The organism is Streptomyces tardus, assembly GCF_018101125.2.
GTDB classification, from domain to species: Bacteria; Actinomycetota; Actinomycetes; order Streptomycetales; family Streptomycetaceae; genus Streptomyces; species Streptomyces tardus.
In genome coordinates, this window is record NZ_JAELVF020000001.1 from 3,819,406 (window position 1) to 3,835,991 (window position 16,586).

The 16,586-nt window shown below is 70.5% G+C and carries 19 protein-coding genes; 9 read left to right on the forward strand and 10 right to left on the reverse strand.

The features are described from left to right. Nucleotides 1–128 precede the first annotated feature (128 nt). Both JGS22_RS16300 and JGS22_RS16305 read right to left on the reverse strand, forming a co-directional pair. The gene (locus JGS22_RS16300) at nt 129–1,523 is read right to left on the reverse strand and encodes a class II fumarate hydratase (protein WP_211040836.1); all 1,395 of its coding nucleotides are present in this window, start codon (nt 1,521–1,523) and stop codon (nt 129–131) included. Between the two features lie 106 nt (nt 1,524–1,629). After that, nucleotides 1,630–3,348, reverse strand: a complete 1,719-nt coding sequence (locus tag JGS22_RS16305; RefSeq protein WP_211040837.1) for a fumarate hydratase — start codon at nt 3,346–3,348, stop codon at nt 1,630–1,632. A 237-nt stretch (nt 3,349–3,585) separates the two neighbouring features. Here JGS22_RS16305 and JGS22_RS16310 point away from each other — a divergent pair, with 237 nt between their 5' ends. Next, nucleotides 3,586–4,221, forward strand: coding sequence for a DUF1707 SHOCT-like domain-containing protein (locus JGS22_RS16310; protein WP_308405701.1), 636 nt, complete (start codon nt 3,586–3,588; stop codon nt 4,219–4,221). Between the two features lie 146 nt (nt 4,222–4,367). Further along, on the forward strand, nt 4,368–4,730 hold the full coding sequence (locus JGS22_RS16315) for a WhiB family transcriptional regulator (protein ID WP_211040838.1): 363 nt from the start codon (nt 4,368–4,370) through the stop codon (nt 4,728–4,730). Between the two features lie 388 nt (nt 4,731–5,118). Here JGS22_RS16315 and glpX read toward each other — a convergent pair whose 3' ends face one another. Further along, entirely contained in the window at nt 5,119–6,153 is a 1,035-nt protein-coding gene (glpX, locus tag JGS22_RS16320) for a class II fructose-bisphosphatase (protein WP_211040839.1), read from the reverse strand. 180 nt (nt 6,154–6,333) lie between these two features. Between glpX and JGS22_RS26830 the strand changes: the two genes are divergently transcribed. After that, nucleotides 6,334–7,155: a DUF4245 domain-containing protein gene (locus JGS22_RS26830; protein ID WP_308405702.1), complete on the forward strand. Its 822-nt coding sequence runs from the start codon at nt 6,334–6,336 to the stop codon at nt 7,153–7,155. 190 nt (nt 7,156–7,345) lie between these two features. Here JGS22_RS26830 and JGS22_RS16330 read toward each other — a convergent pair whose 3' ends face one another. The 3 genes from JGS22_RS16330 to xseA form a co-directional block, all read right to left on the reverse strand. Then, nucleotides 7,346–7,939, reverse strand: a complete 594-nt coding sequence (locus JGS22_RS16330; protein ID WP_211040841.1) for a malonic semialdehyde reductase — start codon at nt 7,937–7,939, stop codon at nt 7,346–7,348. A gap of 208 nt (nt 7,940–8,147) precedes the next feature. Then, a complete protein-coding gene (locus tag JGS22_RS16335; RefSeq protein ID WP_211040842.1) occupies nt 8,148–8,462 on the reverse strand; it encodes an exodeoxyribonuclease VII small subunit in 315 nt (104 codons plus the stop codon). A 154-nt stretch (nt 8,463–8,616) separates the two neighbouring features. After that, on the reverse strand, nt 8,617–9,825 hold the full coding sequence (gene xseA / locus JGS22_RS16340; protein ID WP_211040843.1) for an exodeoxyribonuclease VII large subunit: 1,209 nt from the start codon (nt 9,823–9,825) through the stop codon (nt 8,617–8,619). Nucleotides 9,826–10,155: 330 nt separating this feature from the next. Here xseA and JGS22_RS16345 point away from each other — a divergent pair, with 330 nt between their 5' ends. After that, nucleotides 10,156–11,256, forward strand: coding sequence for a 4-hydroxy-3-methylbut-2-enyl diphosphate reductase (locus JGS22_RS16345; RefSeq protein ID WP_211040844.1), 1,101 nt, complete (start codon nt 10,156–10,158; stop codon nt 11,254–11,256). Nucleotides 11,257–11,344: 88 nt separating this feature from the next. Here JGS22_RS16345 and JGS22_RS16350 read toward each other — a convergent pair whose 3' ends face one another. Then, entirely contained in the window at nt 11,345–11,794 is a 450-nt protein-coding gene (locus JGS22_RS16350) for a DUF6542 domain-containing protein (protein ID WP_216815018.1), read from the reverse strand. A gap of 572 nt (nt 11,795–12,366) precedes the next feature. On the opposite strand from JGS22_RS16350, the gene ychF reads away from it, so the two are divergent. The 4 genes from ychF to JGS22_RS26835 all read left to right on the forward strand — a co-directional run bounded on the left by ychF (nt 12,367) and on the right by JGS22_RS26835 (nt 14,796). After that, nucleotides 12,367–13,458 (forward strand): redox-regulated ATPase YchF, encoded by a 1,092-nt coding sequence (gene ychF, locus JGS22_RS16355; protein WP_211042558.1) that lies wholly within the window; start codon nt 12,367–12,369, stop codon nt 13,456–13,458. A 329-nt stretch (nt 13,459–13,787) separates the two neighbouring features. Then, complete coding sequence (locus JGS22_RS16360) at nt 13,788–14,072, forward strand: hypothetical protein (RefSeq protein WP_103541406.1); 285 nt, start codon at nt 13,788–13,790, stop codon at nt 14,070–14,072. Then, on the forward strand, nt 14,054–14,467 hold the full coding sequence (locus tag JGS22_RS16365; RefSeq protein WP_124274475.1) for a PIN domain-containing protein: 414 nt from the start codon (nt 14,054–14,056) through the stop codon (nt 14,465–14,467). Before JGS22_RS16360 ends, JGS22_RS16365 begins: the two co-directional genes overlap by 19 nt. 200 nt (nt 14,468–14,667) lie before the next feature. After that, on the forward strand, nt 14,668–14,796 hold the full coding sequence (locus JGS22_RS26835; protein ID WP_258039573.1) for a hypothetical protein: 129 nt from the start codon (nt 14,668–14,670) through the stop codon (nt 14,794–14,796). A 93-nt stretch (nt 14,797–14,889) separates the two neighbouring features. Here the strand turns inward: JGS22_RS26835 and JGS22_RS16370 are convergent, their stop codons facing one another. Continuing rightward, nucleotides 14,890–15,207, reverse strand: coding sequence for a DUF427 domain-containing protein (locus tag JGS22_RS16370; RefSeq protein ID WP_124274476.1), 318 nt, complete (start codon nt 15,205–15,207; stop codon nt 14,890–14,892). 162 nt (nt 15,208–15,369) lie between these two features. On the opposite strand from JGS22_RS16370, the gene JGS22_RS16375 reads away from it, so the two are divergent. Then, a complete protein-coding gene (locus tag JGS22_RS16375) occupies nt 15,370–15,918 on the forward strand; it encodes a carboxymuconolactone decarboxylase family protein (protein WP_056704904.1) in 549 nt (182 codons plus the stop codon). Here JGS22_RS16375 and merT read toward each other — a convergent pair. After that, on the reverse strand, nt 15,860–16,159 hold the full coding sequence (merT, locus tag JGS22_RS16380; RefSeq protein WP_124274477.1) for a mercuric ion transporter MerT: 300 nt from the start codon (nt 16,157–16,159) through the stop codon (nt 15,860–15,862). The two genes, JGS22_RS16375 and merT, sit on opposite strands and share 59 nt — an antisense overlap. After that, nucleotides 16,156–16,476: an ArsR/SmtB family transcription factor gene (locus tag JGS22_RS16385; protein ID WP_308405703.1), complete on the reverse strand. Its 321-nt coding sequence runs from the start codon at nt 16,474–16,476 to the stop codon at nt 16,156–16,158. Before JGS22_RS16385 ends, merT begins: the two co-directional genes overlap by 4 nt. Between the last annotated feature and the right edge of the window lie 110 nt (nt 16,477–16,586).

A 16,586-nucleotide genomic window follows, 5' to 3' on the forward strand; every position in this document is an offset into this window, starting at 1 on the left:
CCACGGATCCTACCCGCGGGCCCCGCCGGTGGGTGGGCGTACCAACGTACGCGGGGCGCCGCATACCGGACCACCGGTCCGGTATGCGGCGCCCCGCGGGATCCGGGGTGCGGGCGGCTCCGGCCGGGTCAGGGCCGCGTCATGCGCAGGACGTCCAGGGCCTCGTCGAGCTGATCGATGGTCAGTTCGCCGCGCTCCACGTAGCCCCCGTCGAGGACCGCCTCGCGGATCGTCCGGCGCTCGGCGAGCGCGGCCTTGGCGACCTTGGCGGCGGCCTCGTAGCCGATGTACTTGTTCAGAGGAGTGACCACCGAGGGGGAGGACTCGGCGTACTCGCGGGCGCGCTCCTCGTTGGCGGTGATGCCGTCCACGGTGCGGTCGGCGAGCAGGGTGGAGGCGGCGGTGAGCAGACGGACGGATTCCAGCACGTTCCTGGCCAGTACGGGCAGCATCACGTTGAGTTCGAAGTTGCCGGCGGCGCCCGCCGCGGTGACGGTGGCGTCGTTGCCGACGACCTGTGCGGCCACCATCAGCACCGCCTCCGGGATCACCGGGTTGACCTTGCCCGGCATGATCGAGGAACCGGGCTGGAGATCGGGCAGGTTGATCTCGGCGAGTCCGGTGCGCGGCCCGGAGGCCATCCAGCGCAGATCGTTGGCGATCTTGGTGAGGCCGACCGCGACGGTGCGCAACTGGCCGGAGGCCTCCACCAGCCCGTCGCGTGCGCCCTGTGCCTCGAAGTGGTCCCGCGCCTCGGTCAGTGGCAGCCCGCTGGCGCGTGCGACCTCGGCGATCACCGCGGCGGAGAAGCCCTTCGGAGTGTTGATGCCGGTGCCCACGGCCGTTCCCCCCAGCGGGAGTTCGGCCAGCCGCGGCAGCGCCGACTCCAGCCGCTCCACGCCGTACCGCATCTGCGCCGCGTAGCCCGCGAACTCCTGGCCGAGGGTGACCGGGGTGGCGTCCATCAGGTGGGTGCGTCCGGACTTCACCACCGGGGCGAACTCCTCGGCCTTGCGCTCCAGCGCCGCGGCCAGGTGCCGCAGCGCCGGGATCAGGCCGGCGGTGACCGCCGCGGTGGCGGCGATGTGGATGGAGGAGGGGAAGACGTCGTTGGAGGACTGGCTGGCGTTGACGTGGTCGTTGGGGTGGACCGGACGCCCCAGCCGTTCACCGGCGAGGGTGGCGACGACCTCGTTCATGTTCATGTTCGAGGAGGTGCCCGAGCCGGTCTGGAAGACGTCGACGGGGAAGTGCGCGTCCCAGTGGCCGTCCGCGACCTCCTCGGCGGCGGAGCCGATGGCCGCCGCCAGCTCCTCGTCCAGTACGCCCAGCCGGGCGTTGACCGTGGCCGCGGCAGCCTTGATCTGGGCGAGGGCCCTGATGTGCGCGCGCTCCAGACGCTGTCCCGAGACGGGGAAGTTCTCCACCGCGCGCTGGGTCTGCGCCCGCCATTTGGCGTCGGCGGGGACCCGGACCTCGCCCATGGAGTCGTGCTCGATCCTGAAGTTGCCTTCATCGCTCATAAGGCAACCCTAAGTTAGTCGCGCGCAGGTGGGCGGGAGCGCGCGGGGGAGAGCCGCGCGGTCGTGCGGAACTCCCCGGTCGTGACCGGGGAGTTCCGCCGCTCCGCTACGCGCCCGGGCGCACCGGGATGCTGGTGACGAAGGGCTGGGAGGGGCCCGGGTCGGTGAAGAAGTCGTTGCCCTTGTCGTCCACGACGACGAACGCCGGGAAGTCCTCGACCTCGATCTTCCAGACCGCTTCCATGCCCAGCTCCTGGTACTCCAGAACCTCCACCGACCTGATGCAGTCCTGGGCCAGCCGCGCCGCCGGGCCGCCGATCGAGCCGAGGTAGAAGCCGCCGTGCGTGCCGCAGGCGTCGGTGACCTGCTTGCTGCGGTTGCCCTTGGCGAGCATCACCTTCGACCCGCCGGCTGCCTGGAACTGCTCGACGTAGGCGTCCATCCGACCCGCCGTCGTCGGCCCGAACGAGCCGGAGGCGTACCCCTCGGGGGTCTTCGCCGGGCCCGCGTAGTACACCGCGTGGTCGCGGAGGTACTGCGGCATCTCCTCGCCCGCGTCCAGCCGTTCCTTGATCTTGGCGTGCGCGATGTCGCGCGCCACCACCAGCGGGCCGGTCAGCGACAGCCGGGTCTTGACCGGGTGCTTGGTCAGCTCCGCCAGGATCTCGTCCATCGGCCGGTTGAGGTCGATGCGCACCACCGAGTCGCCGCCGGAGAGTTCGTCCGCCGCCCTGGCCTCGAGGTCCTCGTCGGTGGTCTCCGGCAGGAAGCGTGCCGGGTCGCGCTCCAGGTCCTCCAGGAAGACGCCCTCGGCCGTGATCTTCGCCTTGGCCTGCCGGTCCGCCGAGCAGGACACCGCGATCGCCACCGGGCAGGAGGCACCGTGCCGCGGCAGCCGCACCACGCGTACGTCGTGGCAGAAGTACTTGCCCCCGAACTGGGCGCCGATACCGATCTTCTGCGTCAGCTCGAAGACCTTCTCCTCCAGGTCCGTGTCCCGGAAGCCGTGGCCGGCGGCCGAGCCCTCGTCGGGCAGCTCGTCCAGGTAGTGCGCCGAGGCGTACTTGGCGGTCTTCAGCGCGTACTCGGCGCTCGTACCGCCGACGACGATCGCCAGGTGGTACGGCGGGCAGGCCGCGGTGCCCAGCGAACGGATCTTCTCCTCCAGGAACTTCATCATGGAGGCCTCGTTCAGCACCGCCTTCGTCTCCTGGTAGAGGAAGGACTTGTTCGCGCTGCCGCCGCCCTTGGCCATGAAGAGGAACTTGTAGGCGTCGCCGTCGGTCGCGTACAGCTCGATCTGGGCGGGGAGGTTGGTGCCGGTGTTCCGCTCCTCCCACATGGTCACCGGGGCCATCTGCGAGTAGCGCAGATTGAGTTGGGTGTACGCGTCGTACACGCCGTGCGAGAGCGCGGCCTCGTCGCCGCCTTCGGTGAGCACCTGCTGGCCGCGCTTGCCCATCACGATCGCGGTGCCGGTGTCCTGGCACATCGGGAGCACACCCGCCGCGGCGATGTTCGCGTTCTTCAGCAGGTCCAGCGCGACGAACTTGTCGTTGGCGCTGGCCTCCGGGTCGTCCAGGATGCGGCGCAGCTGCGCCAGGTGCTCCGGGCGCAGATAGTGCGAGATGTCGTGCAGCGCCTCCGCGGCGAGGGTGCGCAGCGCCTCCGGCTCGACCTTGAGGAAAGTCCGGTCGTCGGCCTCGAAGGTGCTCACGCCCTCGGCGGTGACGAGACGGTAGGGGGTCTCGTCCTCCCCGAGCGGCAGCAGCTCGGTGTGCGAGAACTCGGGGTACGACTTACCGGCCGGGCGTGCACTTGCCATCGGACGACTCACTTCTCCTCTTGACCCTCACCCGGCCCTGACCCTGACCCGGCTCTGACGCGCGACCGTCGCCCGCTCGCCGTGCCGTGTTCACGGCGGCGCGGGACGGAGCTCCGGCCTCCCTCGCAGCGTAGAACGCGCCCGCCGGTGAAATCAGGTGAGGTAAGGCTCAGTTGCGTTCGGTTACCGGGTGGCTGCCTCTGGTCGCGACCTATCGCGTCTGGCAAGCTGACACCCGTGGAAGAGATCTCGCTCAGCAAGCAGCCCGCCGGTTCGGCCACCGGCCCCGAGGTGCGGGTCTCCGACGCGGACCGCGATCGCGTCGCGCATCTGCTGCGCCTGGCCCTGAGCGAGGGCCGGCTGAACGGCGAGGAGTACGCGGAGCGCGTCGAGTCGGCGTACGCGGCGAAGACGGCCGGCCAGCTGGAGTCGCTCCTGGCGGATCTTCCGGTGGGACGCAGAGCACCCGCGCCCGGCCCGCGCACGCTTCCGACGCGCACCACCGCCAACCTCGTGGCCATCTTCGGAGGGGCGGTGCGCAAGGGCCGCTGGCGTGCGGGCGGACGGATCAACGTCCTCGCCTGCTTCGGCGGTGTGGAGATCGACCTGACCGAGGCGCTGTACGACTACCCGCGGGTGGACATCCACGTCACCGCGCTCTTCGGCGGGGTGGACATCCGCGTCCCGGAGAACGTCACCCTGCGCGGTGCGGGCCACCACGGCGTGTTCGGCGGTTTCGAGGTGGCGGAGCAGGAGGCGAGCGACCCGCGAGCCCCGGTGGTCGTCGTCCACGGTTTCGCGCTCTTCGCGGGCGCGGAGGCCAAGGGTGCGAAGGGCCGTCGTATCCGGGATCTACGCGCGCTTCGCGACTGAGCGCATAAGCGCGCGCACAGCGGGTAGAGCTGGTGCATCGCCTCCTTGCACTGCCTCCGGTGAACTTCCGTGCGCGCGGGGGCGGTTGAGGGCACCAGGTCGGACCGAACAGCTGAGACTCCATCGCCGTAGTCAGGGAGTAGACCGTGCTGCGATCGCCGCATCAGCACCTCCAGGCCGCTGTCGTACCCCAGCAGCGCTCCGCCGCACAGCAGCGAGCGAGCAGTCCCGACGATCCCTGGCACGCCGACGCCGCGTGCCGCAGGGACGAGGTCGGCCTCTTCTTCGCGCCCTCCAAAGAGCCCACGGCTTCCCGGCTCAGCCGCGAGCAGGCGGCCAAGCAGGTGTGCGCCGGCTGTCCGGTGCTCGCCGACTGCCGGGAGCACGCGCTGCTCCAGCCCGAGCCGTACGGCGTCTGGGGCGGGTTGACCGCCGCGGAGCGCCGCGTGGTTCTCGCCCGGCGCCGTCGCCGCGACACCACACCGGCGGCCGGCCGGCGCATAGCCTGAGGTGCGCGGCTGCGGGCCGCGCGGGAGCGGCTTGCGGCTGACCGGTGATGTTCCGGGTGGTGCCTGCGTCTCCGGGCTGTCCGTGGTTCGGGCGCCGCCCGACAGGCCGGCGGGGCTGTGGGGTCGGGCCGGCCTCGCGCGGGCTCGGGCTTTCCGGGGCGGGCGTTTGGAGCGTTCGGTCGGCAGGGCCGGGGGTGACGGGTTCGTTGTGCGAGCTGCTCGCCCGGGGCTTGCTGAGCGCGTGAGTCGCGAGGTCGGGAAGACGCGAAGCCCGCCCCTTGTGAGGGACGGGCCTGCCCGGCACAGGGTCGCGTCGTACGCCCCGGTTGCACCGCTGTCCTGATGTGCCGGCTCCGTGCGCTGTGCGCGCCCGCAGCGGGGTGTGCGCTCAGCGCGCCCGGTCGAAGTCCACCGCGCTGTAGGCGCGCAGCTTCTCCAGCTTGTGGGTCGACTCGATCTGCCGGATGGTGCCGGACTTCGAGCGCATCACCAGCGACTGGGTGTAGGCCCGCTCCGAGCGGTAGTGCACACCGCGCAGCAGATCGCCGTCCGTGATGCCGGTGGCGACGAAGAAGACGTTGTCGCCGCGCACCAGGTCGGTGGTGGTCAGTACCAGGTCCAGGTCGTGGCCCGCGTCGAGGGCCTTCTGCCGCTCCTCGTCGTCCTTCGGCCAGAGCTTGCCCTGGATCACGCCGCCCAGGCACTTGATGGCACAGGCCGAGATGATGCCCTCGGGCGTACCGCCCACGCCCAGCAGCAGGTCCACGCCGGTGCCCTCGCGAACAGCCATGATCGCGCCCGCCACGTCGCCGTCGGTGATGAACTTGATCCGGGCGCCGGCCTCCCGGACCTCCTTGACGATGCCCTCGTGCCGCGGCCGGTCCAGGATGACGACGGTGACGTCCTCGGGCGCGGTGCCCTTGGCCTTGGCGACCCTGCGGACGTTCACCGAGGCGGGCGCGTTGATGTCGACGTACTCGGCAGCCTCCGGACCGGTGACGAGCTTGTCCATGTAGTAGACCGCCGAGGGGTCGAACATCGCACCGCGTTCGGCCACCGCCAGGACGGATACGGCGTTGCCCATGCCCTTGGCCGTCAGCGTCGTGCCGTCCACCGGGTCGACCGCCACATCGCACTCGGCGCCCGTACCGTCGCCGACCCGCTCGCCGTTGTAGAGCATCGGCGCCTCGTCCTTCTCGCCCTCGCCGATGACGACGACGCCGTTCATCGAGACGGTGGAGACGAGCGCCCGCATGGCCTTGACGGCTGCACCGTCGGCGCCGTTCTTGTCGCCGCGCCCCACCCAGCGGCCGGACGCCATCGCACCGGCCTCGGTGACACGTACGAGCTCCAGTGCGAGGTTGCGGTCCGGAGCCTCGGGACTCACCTCGAGCTGGGACGGAAGGTGGTGGTTCTCGGTCATCTGGAGACACCTTTCTGCACGTCCGCTGGGAGCCGCGGCACGGACAGTTGAGGGTTGAGGGTGCTTCCGACCTTATCGGCACGTCGACAAAGTGAGCAGTGGACCCCTCGGATGAGCGGTCGCGGCGGACCTCGGGCCCCCGTGTACGAGGCCAGGTGGCGGGTGGGCGATGATGGGGCTGTGGGAGAGCAGCGCGACAGCACCGACGAAACCGGTACGACCCGTACGGCCGGCGAGGACGCCACGCCCGAGGCGGCGGCCGACGACCGGGCGGCGACCGCTCCGGCAGCCGGTGGCGGCGACGGGGCGGCTCCGGACTCCGGCTCGGCCGAGGCCGCCGGAACGGCTGGGGCCGACCGGTCCGCCCCAGGGCCCGAGCAGGTCGAATCCGGGCCTGATCACTCCACGTCCGGGCCCGAGAAGAAGGGCCTGAAGTCCGTACGCGACATGGTGCTGTCGATGGCCGTCATCGGCCTCGGCGCGCTCCTGCTCTACTCCACGCTTCCCAACGACGAGAGCCAGGACCCGGTTTACGAGATCACCTACGAGGCCGAGCTCGCCACCGCGGGCCGCGCGGCACCGTACGAGCTGCTCTCGCCCGAAGGGCTCAGCGACAAGTGGCGTGCCACCTCGGTCAGTTACAAGGCCAACAGCGACCACGGTTCGGTCTGGCACCTGGGCTTCATGAACCCCTCCGACGAGTACGCGGCCGTCGAACAGGGCAACGGTGACGAGCGGAAGTTCGTGCACGAGGTCACCCGCGGCGCGAGCGAGACGGAGACGACGGAGACCGTCAACGGCGAGGAGTGGGTGCGCTACAAGGGGGAGAAGTACAACGCCCTGGTGCTCCAGCGCGACCCCGACGCACCGGACCGCGCCAACTTCTCCGGCGGTTCGCAGCAGGACGGCGGGGTCACCACGGTCGTCACCGGCACCGCTTCGTACGCCTCGCTGAAGAAGCTGGCCGCCTCGCTGGAGCCCCCGCAGACCGCCGGCAACTGATCACCGCCGGTCCCGTGCTGTGGCGCCCACGCCACGCCGGGTCCCGGCGGGCAGGGCCCGTAGCGCGACGGGCGAAGGCGCCGGGCCGGGCTCGTGGCATCCGCCCGCTCCGGCCCCGCCCGCTCCCGCTCTGCCTGCACCTACCGGGGCCCGTGCGCCGGGCGCCCGGACCCGCCGTCGTTCCTGAACCTCAGACGGTCGTGACGGCTTCCGCGGCTGCCAGCCTCGGGGCGCGGGGACGGAAGGCGTCCTCGCCGGGCAGGCCGATGTTCACCACCAGCAGCGTGCGCTGCTTGCCGTCGCCGAAGAACTCCTTGTCGACGGAGCCTGCGTCGAGTCCGGTCATCGGGCCCGCGGCCAGGCCGGCGGCACGTACGCCGAGCAGGAAGTAGCCCGCCTGGAGTGCGGCGTTGAACCGCCCGTGCTGCTCACGGGTCTCCAACTCGGCGAAGAGCGAGTCCTTGAGCCCCGGAACGGCCGGGAAGAGCTCCGGCAGCCGCTCGTGGAAGTCCAGGTCGGTCGAGAGGATCGCGGTCAGCGGTGCGGTGCGGGTCTTCTGCTTGTTGCCCTCGGACATGTGCTGGACCAGGCGCTCGCGAGCCTCGGGGGTGCGGACGAGGGTGAGCCGCAGCGGTGAGAGGTTGAACGCCGTGGGCGCCAGCTTGATCAGGTCGTACACAGCGTGGATCTGCTCGTCGCTGACGGGAGTGTCGGCGAACGTCTGCGCGGTGTGGGCCTCGCGGAAGAGCAGGTTCTGCGCGGCGTCGTCGAGAGCAAGAGCCATCGGTCGTCCCATCCAAGTAGTTCGGAATTGAACTACCAGCCTACGGAAGATCCACGAGCCCGGCTCGCGCTCCCGCAGTGTGATGCGCCACAGCGTCCACAGGGCCACCTCGGCGGTACGGGCCGCTGCCGCGCGCACGAGACCGCCAAGGGCCACCGACGAACCGAGGGAGGCGTCTCGCCACTCGGTGGAGCCGGCCCGCTCCCGGCTACGCGCCGCCCTGCTCTCCGCCAGCTCTCGCCGCTCCCTCGGGGCCTGCGGCCTCTTCGGCGGGCTCGGGCTCGGCGAGCGCCGCGTCCAGACGTGCCCGCGCGCCGGCGAGGAACTCCCGGCAGACGCCGGCGAGTTGCTCACCGCGCTCCCACAGCGCCAGGGACTCCTCCAGGGTCGCCCCGCCGGCCTCCAGCCGCCGTACCACCTCGACCAGCTCGTCCCGCGCCTGCTCGTAACTGAGCGCCGGCTCCTCGGCCGGCTCCGGTCCACCCGCCGCAGCGGCGGGCCCCGTGGGCTCCGTCTCCGTCATGTCTCCACCCTAGATCTCGCCAGAACTCTCTCCGGACCCACCGCGACCGCTCCTTCCGCGCGACCACCGCCCCTCACCGCGACCGCTGCCCGCAGCGCTCACTGCGTCCCGGGAAAACCTGCTCACCCCGGAACCTGCTCACCCCGGAACCTGCTCACTCCCGGACTGTCACCCTGAACTCGCCCTCGGCGACCCGGGCGCGCAACTGCTCGCCGGGAGCCACCTCGCCGCTCGCGCGCACCGCCTCTCCGCTCTCGCGCTGGAGCACCGCGTAACCCCTGCGCAGCGTGGCCGCGGGGGAGAGGGCCACGACCCTGGCCCTGGTGTGCTCCAGATCGGCCTCCGCCCGGTCCAGCGCATGACCGAAGGTGCGGCGCCCGCGGCCGGCCAGCTCCGCCACCTCGTCCTCTCTGCTCTCCAGCAACCGGTGCGGATACGTCATGGACGGTCTGCTCATCCAGTCCGAGAGCCCGCGCTCCTGCTGCGCCAGGTAACCCGTCACACAGCGCTGTGCGCGCCCGCGCAACTGCGCCACCCGCTCGTGCTCCTCGCCGACGTCGGGAACCACGTCCTTGGCGGCGTGGGTCGGGGTGCGCGAGCGCAGATCGGCGACCAGATCGAGCAGCGGATTGTCCGGCTCGTGGCCGATCGCGGAGACCACCGGCGTACGACAGGCGGCCACCGCGCGCACCAACTCCTCGTCCGAGAACGGCAGCAGGTCCTCCACGCTGCCGCCGCCGCGCGCGACCACGATCACATCCACCTCGCGGTCGGTGTCCAACTCCCGGACCGCCGCCACCACCTGCGGCACCGCCCGCACCCCCTGGACGGCGACGTTGCGGACGGTGAACCGGACCGCCGGCCAGCGGTGCCGCGCCGTCTCCAGCACATCCCGCTCGGCGGCGGAGGCGCGACCGGTCACCAGCCCCACCCGGCGCGGAAGGAACGGCAGCGGGCGCTTGTGGCGTGCCTCGAAGAGGCCCTCGGAGGTGAGCTTGCGCTTCAACTGCTCCAGCCGCACCAGCAGTTCGCCCATGCCGACCGGACGTATCTCGGCCGCCCTCAGCGACAGCTGACCGCGCGCGGCGTACCAGGAGGGCTTTCCGTGCACCACGATCCGCGCGCCCTCGCTCACCACGTCCGCGACCTGGTCGAAGACCTGGCGGTAGCACGTCACGGTGAGCGAGATCTCGTGCGAGGGGTCGCGCAGGGTCATGAACACCACGCCCGCGCCCGGCCGACGGCTGAGCTGGGCGATCTGCCCCTCCACCCACACCGGGCCGAGGCGGTCGATCCAGCCGCCGATTAGCCGCGACACCTCGCCGACCGGAATCGGCGATTCGGGAGACGTCTGCATTGCCATGACCGCGAGGCTAGTCGCCCCCACTGACAATCCCCTCGGCCCTCTCCCACCCGCTCGTCCGCGCGCGGCCCGCAGCGACCGTGGCGGCCTTCCTCAGCCTTCCTCAGCCTTCCTCAGCCTTCCGCGGCCTTCCCCGCGACGAGCCCGTGCGGCGTCTGCGCTCGCGCGCGACGAACCCGCGGCTCCTGCGCGACGAGCCCGGACGGGGGAGTCTCCGCTTCCGCTCCCGCGGGGAGCCTCCGGGGCCGGGGTGGGCGCACGCCCTCCGCGCGCCGTCCCCCGAACAAGTGCGCCCTCCGACACGACGCCGATGAGCTTTACGATGGGCGCATGACTTCTGCGTCCCGCCCGTCGACCGCCGCCACCGACAGTGCAGACCTCGCGCCCGAGCGCACCGCACGCGAGGAGAGTGCCCCCGCAGAGACCGTTCGCGGGGAGAGCGAGTCCGGCGGGGGCAGGAGAGTCCTCCTCGCCGCTCCGCGCGGCTACTGCGCCGGCGTCGACCGCGCGGTCATAGCCGTGGAGCAGGCCCTGGAGCAGTACGGCGCCCCCATCTACGTCCGCCACGAGATCGTCCACAACAAGTACGTCGTGGAGACCCTCCGCAAGAAGGGCGCCATCTTCGTCGAGGAGACCGCCGAGGTGCCGCCCGGCGAGATCGTGATCTTCTCCGCCCACGGCGTCGCTCCGGTCGTCCACGACGAGGCGAAGCGGGGGCAGTTGGCCACCATCGACGCCACCTGCCCGCTGGTCACCAAGGTCCACAAGGAAGCGGTCCGGTTCGCCAAGGACGACTACGACATCCTGCTCATCGGCCACGAGGGCCACGAGGAGGTCATCGGCACCAGTGGTGAGGCGCCCGAGCACATCACTCTCGTCGACGGCCCCAAGGACGTCGGGAGCGTCGAGGTCAAGGACCCCTCCAAGGTCGTCTGGCTCTCCCAGACCACCCTGTCGGTGGACGAGACGATGGAGACCGTCGATGCGCTGAAGGAGAAGTTCCCCCAGCTCATCTCGCCCCCCAGCGACGACATCTGCTACGCCACCCAGAACCGCCAGACCGCCATCAAGCAGGTCGCGGCACAGTCCGACCTGGTGCTGATCGTCGGCTCCAAGAACTCCTCCAACTCCGTGCGTCTGGTCGAGACCGCCCTGGTCCACGGAGCCAAGGCCGGCCACCTCGTCGACAACGCGAGCGAGCTGGACGAAGCCTGGCTGGAGGGCGTCACCACCGTCGGCCTCTCCTCCGGCGCCTCCGTCCCCGACGTGCTCGTGGAGGGCGTCATCCAGTGGCTGGCCGAGCGTGGATGGTCGGATGTGGAGGTGGTGCAGCCGGTGGAGGAGCACATCCAGTTCTCGCTGCCCAAGGAGCTGCGTCGCGACCTGCGCGCGGAGGTGAAGGCCGCCGCAGCGGACTCCGCCGCATCCTGACCCCGGCGGCCCGCGCGCACCGCTTCGGCGCGGTGCCCGGGCCGACCTTTCGGCGCGGCCAGGCGGGAGCAGGTCGGTCGGCCGTGCGTCAGCGCGTACGGGCGGCCGACCGGCTTCGCCGCCGTCCCGCCGCGTACAGGCCGCGCCGCACCAGCACGATCGCCACCGCGACCAGCGTCCCGCCGTACAGCCAACCGGCGTTGACCGCCAGCGTCGACGCCAGCGCTACGAACCAGGCGCCGACCCCGTCCTCGCCGGTGATCGGAATCAGCCCGAAGGTGAAGGCGATCGGTACGGCGACCGGCGCGGTCAGCGCCTCCGCCACCCGTACCCCCAGCGCGCAGGCCGCGCACAGCACGACGAAGCAGACGCCGTAGAACGTCATCGAGTCGTCGAGCAGCAGCGAGGCGAACAGCCCCGCGCACAGCATCACCACCACGGCGAGCAGCCCGCCGCCGAGCGCGGTCAACCGCGGCCGGGGCATCCGTGTCAGCAGCGCCGGCAGCCCTCCGGCCCGGCCGCCGCCGTTCGCCGACACCGCCGTCCGGCCCCGGGGCTTCCCGCCGCCGGGCTGTCTGCCCCACGGCTCCCCGACGCCGGGCTTCTCCGGCCGCCGGTCCTCGGATGCCGGCGTTCGGCTGGGACGTTCAACGGGCACACCCCGCCCGGCGTTCGGCCTTCCGGGCTGCCCTGTCCCGGGCTCCACGGCGGCCCGGTGCGCCGCCTGCCGCTCTGCCGTCCGGCGTCTGGGCTCACTCCTGCGTTGCTCCACCGCACCAACGTAGAACCGCCCGTCCGCCACCCCGCCCGGACACGCCCGCCCGCCCCGGCAACCGACGTCGTCGACGACGTCGGTTGCCGGGGCGGGCGGGCGTGTCCGGGCGGGGTGGCGGACGGGCGGTTCTACGTTGGTGCGGTGGAGCAACGCAGGAGTGAGCCCAGACGCCGTAGAACGTCATCGAGTCGTCGAGCAGCAGCGAGGCGAACAGCCCCGCGCACGGGAACCAGTCCACCCGTCCACGGCTGCCGCGGGGCAGCCGTAGACTGGTGGACTGGTTCCCGTGCGCGGGGCCGCCGCACCCAACCGCCTCGCTACGGGAAGTTCGTCACGTGTCGCTCACGATCGGAATCGTCGGTCTGCCCAACGTCGGCAAGTCGACCCTGTTCAACGCCCTGACCAAGAACGACGTGCTCGCGGCCAACTACCCGTTCGCCACCATCGAGCCCAACGTCGGTGTCGTCGGCGTACCCGACCCGAGGCTGGACAAGCTCGCCGAGATCTTCGGTTCCGAGAAGGTGCTCCCGGCCACCGTCGACTTCGTCGACATCGCAGGCATCGTGCGCGGCGCCAGCGAGGGCGAGGGCCTGGGCAACAAGTTCCTCGCCAACATCCGCGAGTCGGACGCCATCTGCCAGGTCATCCGCGCCTTCCAGGACGAGAACGTCGTCCACGTCGACGGCAAGGTCTCGCCCAAGGACGACATCGAGACGATCAACACCGAGCTGATCCTCGCCGACCTCCAGACCATCGAGAAGGTCCTGCCGCGCCTGGAGAGGGAATCGCGGATCAAGAAGGACAAGCTGCCGCAGGTCAAGGCCGTCCAGGAGGCGAAGGCCCTGCTGGAGGAGGGCCGTACGCTCTTCTCCGCCGGCATCGCCCAGGGCACCGAGGCCGCCGAGCCGCTGCACGAGCTGCACCTGCTGACCACCAAGCCGTTCCTCTACGTCTTCAACGTCGACGAGGACGAGCTCACGGACGAGGCGTTCAAGGACGAACAGCGCGCCCTGGTCGCTCCCGCCGAGGCGATCTTCCTCAACGCCAAGCTGGAGTCGGACCTCGTCGAGCTCGACGACGACGCCGAAGCCCTCGAACTCCTCCAGTCCGTCGGCCAGGAAGAGCCCGGCCTCGCCACCCTCGCCACCGTCGGCTTCCGCACCCTCGGTCTGCAGACCTACCTCACCGCAGGCCCCAAGGAATCCCGCGCCTGGACGATCCCCGAGGGCGCCACCGCCCCGGAGGCCGCCGGCGTCATCCACACCGACTTCCAGCGCGGCTTCATCAAGGCCGAGGTCATCTCCTTCGAAGACCTCGTCGACGCCGGCTCCGTCGCCGACGTCCGCGCCAAGGGCAAGGCCCGCATGGAGGGCAAGGACTACGTCATGCAGGACGGTGACGTCGTCGAATTCCGCTTCAACGTGTAGCCGCTGAAGTATCACCACGTCGCTGATCTGGCAAACGCCCAGGTCAGAGAGGGCCCGACTCTTCGGAGTCGGGCCCTTGGTTTTTTCCCGTGCTGGGATGGTGCTGGGATAGCTGACCCCTCGTCACCTGTCATCACCCCTGCTCATCCCTACCGTGCTGGGATCGTGCTGGGATGGGATGGAACGCCCGTGCTGGGTTTCGGGCGTTGCGCTGCCCGATGCGGGGGGCTGGCGAGGGTGGATCCGTCCACACGCCTTCTTCGCGGCTGTGGGCCTACATGCAGGGCCGCACCGTGGCACTTTTCCTACTCGTTTGACACAATCGGGGTATGGCCGAGACGACGTACAGCATCGGGGAAGGGCCGGCGACGCGGGTGAGCCTGTCGCTGCCGGAGGGGACCGCGGAGGCGATCCGGGCGCGGGTGGGTAAGCGGGAGTTCTCGGCGTTCATCGCTGAGGCGGTCGAGCGTGAGCTGCGTGGTCAGGTCCTTGACGAGTACTTGGCCGACTACGAGAGCCGCAAGGGGCCGGTCTCTGAGCAGGCCCGGCAGCGGGCACGCCAGGTCTTCGACGAGGTGTTCGCCGAGGAGGCCGAGTGGCCCGCCGCAGGCTGAGTCACGAGGGGACGCTGATCCTTGACAGTGAAGGGCTCTCGAAGCTACTCGCCGACGACGAGCAGGTGGTGGCTCTGATCGCCGAGGCGCGCTCGCGCGGCATGGAGGTCGTGATCAGTGCGCTCACCATCATCGAGGCCGTCCACTCGCGTACGAACAAGTCCCGCCTGAACTGGGTGCTCTCCGGTCTGCGGGTCGTCCCGGTGGGCGACGAGGAGGCGAGAGCGGCCTCGAAGCTGCTGATGGGAGCAGGTTTGCACGGGCACAAGTACGCGATCGATGCGGCGGTCGCTGAGGCAGCGCTGCGCCAGCACCGCCCCGTGGTCATGTTGACCTCCGATATCGACGACATGGTCAAGCTCTGCGGCGGTCGGGTCCGGCTCGTGGCGGTCTGACTTCCCCTGTCCGCGGTGTGACAGGGCAGTGTTCGATAGGGTCAGGTGAAATTCACAGGTGAGGTGCTGATCGTCGCTTTGCTGCCTTTCGACGGGCGGTCAGGGCGTGGCGGTGGAACTGCAAGTATTCGGCGGATCCCCGGTTTCGGTATCCGGGGATCCGCCGCTATGTTGCGGCAGGGAGATCAACAGTCCCGGACATGATCATGGTGACGATCTTCAGCCTCGACCGCGCCGCCGGAGTGGCCCCAGTCGGACACAGTTACCGCGAAGAGGCGGCGCCCTGGTTGGCCGTTACCCTCGCCCCCGACCCGCAGGATCGATCGTGACCGGCAGTACGGTCGGCAGGCCGGATACGCCGCGCCGCGAGCCGGATCGCGACCGCGGCAGTGGCGACGACAAAATCAGTAACACGCAGGAGGTCAGCGGCTCTGAGCCGTCGGCTTCTTCTCTCGGGTTCCTTCGATGGTGACGCCGTTCCAGAAGGCAACGTGGTTCTTGATGCGGCGGGCGAGTGGGCTGGGGTGCGGGTAGTACCAGGCGGCGTCCGGGCTGGTGACGCCGTCGACGGACACGGAATAGTAGCGGGCGACGCCCTTCCACGGGCACAGCGACTTGGTCGGGCTGTCGGTGAAGTACTCGCGTTTGAGGGAGTCGGGCGGGAAGTAGTCGTTGCCTTCCACACGCTTGGTGCGGGGGGTTTCGGCGATGACGACGCCGTTGAAGATCGCTCGCATCATGACTGCTCGCGCTCCTTTTACTGGGGGGCGTTACGGAAACCCGGTGGGTCGAGGCCGGGCTTCCGTTTCACAGCGCGGGTTGTGGAAGACAGCCGTGCCTTCGCCGGGTTCCCTTTCTGTAAGGCCCGTCCGGGCCGTTGTGAGCAGATGGAGGGAACACAGATGTCCAGGATTCCGGTACACACGGTCGACAGTGCTCCGGATCAGAGCCGCGAGGCGCTGCGGGTGCTGGAGAAGCGTTTCGGAAAGCTGCTCAACATCCATGCGGAGATGGCGCATTCGCCGGTGGTGCTGGCAGCGTACGCAGCGATGACCGACGCGATCGCGGAGCACGGCACCTTCGACGCCCGTACGCGGGAGGCAATCGCGCTGGCGGTCGGCGCGGTCGACCACTGCGACTACTGCCAGTCCGCCCACACGATGGCGGGCAAGGCGGCCGGGCTGAGCGAGGAGCAGACCGTGGCCATCCGCCGCGGCGAGGTCGACTTCGATCCGAAGCTGGCCGCGCTGGTCGGCGTCGTACGCGAGATCGCGTCCGAGGTCGGGGAGGTGGACGATGCGACGTGGCAACGGGGTCTGGATGCGGGGTGGAGTGATGTGGAGCTGACCGAGGCGTTCGCGCATGTGGTGGCGAACCTGTTCACGAACTACTTCAACCACTACGCCCGTACCGAGCTGGACGTTCCGCCGGCTCCTGGTCTTCCGGGCTGAACGGGGGCGGGCAGCAGGCGCCGCGGTCCAGGCGACGGCGGCGGACGAGCAGGCCGACCGCGGCGACCACCACGGCGGTGGCCGCCGCGATGGTCCAGAAGTCGTGCAGGAGATCGCCGAGGGCGCCGAGCGCACCGCCGGCCAGCAGAACCGGTCCGGCGCAGCAGGCCACCATCACCAGGCCGGCGCCCCCGGCGGCCAGTGCACCGGTCGGCCGGGGCGGTTTGCCGGTGTCGGTCATCGCGAGTCGTCTCCTTGAGGGCTGGCCGGGTCGATGCGGGGGCAGCAGGTCAGGGTGGCGTTGTCGGCGGCCAGCGCGCGGGCGAGGAGGACCAGGTCGGCGACGCGGGGGTCACCGACGGAGTAGAGCAGCCGGCGGCCGTCGCGGCGGGCGGTCACGTAGCCGCAGTCGGTGAGGCAGGACAGGTGGACCGACACCCTGGGCTGGGAGATCTGGGCATGGGTGACGCACTCGGCGGTGGTGCGCTCGCCGCCGAGTATGAACTCCAGCAGTTTCAGCCGGGTGGGATCGGCCAGCGCCCGGAAGAACGTGGCCACTGTGTCCGTGTGCGGGCAGGTTCCCGCCGAGGCGGCCGGTGGGGCCGGAGTGGGGCGCTGGAGCATGTGGGGGGCCTTCGCGTAGTGAACTATTCGCTTACCCGAATAGT

Coding starts and splice junctions, on each gene's coding strand:
- JGS22_RS16300 (WP_211040836.1), bottom strand. CDS start 1,523: ATGAGCGATGAAGGCAACTTCAGGATCGAGCACGACTCCATGGGCGAG.
- JGS22_RS16305 (WP_211040837.1), bottom strand. CDS start 3,348: ATGGCAAGTGCACGCCCGGCCGGTAAGTCGTACCCCGAGTTCTCGCAC.
- glpX (WP_211040839.1), bottom strand. CDS start 6,153: ATGACCGAGAACCACCACCTTCCGTCCCAGCTCGAGGTGAGTCCCGAG.
- JGS22_RS16330 (WP_211040841.1), bottom strand. CDS start 7,939: ATGGCTCTTGCTCTCGACGACGCCGCGCAGAACCTGCTCTTCCGCGAG.
- JGS22_RS16335 (WP_211040842.1), bottom strand. CDS start 8,462: ATGACGGAGACGGAGCCCACGGGGCCCGCCGCTGCGGCGGGTGGACCG.
- xseA (WP_211040843.1), bottom strand. CDS start 9,825: ATGGCAATGCAGACGTCTCCCGAATCGCCGATTCCGGTCGGCGAGGTG.
- JGS22_RS16345 (WP_211040844.1), top strand. CDS start 10,156: ATGACTTCTGCGTCCCGCCCGTCGACCGCCGCCACCGACAGTGCAGAC.
- JGS22_RS16360 (WP_103541406.1), top strand. CDS start 13,788: ATGGCCGAGACGACGTACAGCATCGGGGAAGGGCCGGCGACGCGGGTG.
- JGS22_RS26835 (WP_258039573.1), top strand. CDS start 14,668: ATGATCATGGTGACGATCTTCAGCCTCGACCGCGCCGCCGGAGTGGCC.
- JGS22_RS16370 (WP_124274476.1), bottom strand. CDS start 15,207: ATGATGCGAGCGATCTTCAACGGCGTCGTCATCGCCGAAACCCCCCGC.
- JGS22_RS16375 (WP_056704904.1), top strand. CDS start 15,370: ATGTCCAGGATTCCGGTACACACGGTCGACAGTGCTCCGGATCAGAGC.
- merT (WP_124274477.1), bottom strand. CDS start 16,159: ATGACCGACACCGGCAAACCGCCCCGGCCGACCGGTGCACTGGCCGCC.